Annotated in this window: 1 protein-coding gene; it reads right to left on the reverse strand. The window is 58.5% G+C overall.

All coding sequences use genetic code 11. The features are described 5' to 3' along the window. The coding region (locus V6C07_RS10170) for an FAD-binding oxidoreductase (protein WP_333536341.1) at positions 1-885 on the reverse strand (885 nt) is incomplete at its 3' end. Positions 886-1,459: the final 574 nt, after the last annotated feature.

Raw genomic sequence — 1,459 nt, forward strand, 5'->3', positions numbered from 1 at the left:
GGCTTCGGCATCGTCCGCGACCTGGGCGGGGTGGCCGTCCACTTCGATGAGCAGAATGGCCCCGGCCTCGCGCGGCAGACCGGCCTTGGTGAAGTCGTCCACGCGCACGATGGTGTTGTTGTCCAGAAGTTCCAGCGTACAGGGCACGACGTGAGCGGCAATAATGCCCGCCACGGCTTCGGCGGCATCCTGCACGTTTTCAAACACGGCCATGAGCGCCTTGGAAGCCTTCGGCGGAGGTACAAGCTTGAGAATGGCCTGGGAGATAATGCCCAGCGTGCCTTCGGACTGCACCATCATACCGGCCAGATTGTACCCGGTAACGCACTTGACAGTGCGCGAGCCGGACTTGACCATCTCGCCGGTGGCGTCAAAAAACTCGATACCCATGAGGTAATCTTTGGTAACGCCGTACTTGAGGCCGCGCAGGCCGCCGGCGTTTTCAGCAATGTTGCCGCCGATGGTCGACACAGCCTGCGAACCCGGGTCCGGAGGATAGAACAGATTTTTCTTCGCCACTTCGGCGGCGAACTGGGCAGTGATGACGCCCGGCTCCACCACGGCGTAAAGGTCGTCGGAATTGATCTCGAGAATGCGGTTAAGCCCGGTGGTCAGGATAACCACAGAGTCGGAGCTGTCGGGAATGGTGCCGCCGGAAAGGTTGGTTCCCGCGCCGCGCACGGTCATGGGCAGACCGTTGTCATACAGCTTCTTGACACATGCACCCAACTGCTCGGCAGAGGTGGGGCGCAGCACAAGAGCAGGAACCACGGGGGTCAGCACTGCCGAGTCATACGAGTAGCTCTGCCGGTCAGCTTCGGAGCTGAACACGTTTTCCTTGCCGATGAGGTCTTCAAAATCCCTGATCAACGCCTGGCTTGCCATGTGGCCTCCTTAAGAACATCTGTAATGGTGGAGGGCGCAGCCCGCGCGCCCCACGCGCCAGCCCGGACATGCCGGGCACATGTGCGGCCGGTCACCCGGCCGGTCAGCTTTTCTACAAGAATAAAGTCATATATCTGCGATTGCCAGCCTTGCATAGGGGATAAGCCCAAAAACTTTGGTATCACTATCAGACCTCGACGCTGCCCTTTGCATTTTCCCCAAAACAAGTTCGCGAAAAATCAGCACCAACTGAAAATAAAAACTCTTGGGCAGAAAAAAGAAAGAGAAAAATTTCACTTCTCCGAGGCGCGGCGGGCCTGGAACATATTAGCCTTGAAATGGATATTCCCAAAGGTAAGGACGCGCCCACTTCAACGCTTAACTGCGCGGATAAACTGGGCCTGCTCCGGCAGCGTCCTGAGGCAGTGTCAAAGCAAAATTACGCTGATGAGGCTTCCGGTTGTGGCGTGGCCCAAGGCGCGTCAGCCAAGGCAGGCCCATGAGGCAGACCCGCAAGGCAGCAAAAAAATGACCATCCCGCAACGCGGGGCAGACGGAACGCCCCGCTGACGCC

This window comes from Desulfovibrio sp. 1214_IL3152, from assembly GCF_036763055.1.
In the GTDB taxonomy this organism is placed as follows: Bacteria; Desulfobacterota; Desulfovibrionia; order Desulfovibrionales; family Desulfovibrionaceae; genus Desulfovibrio.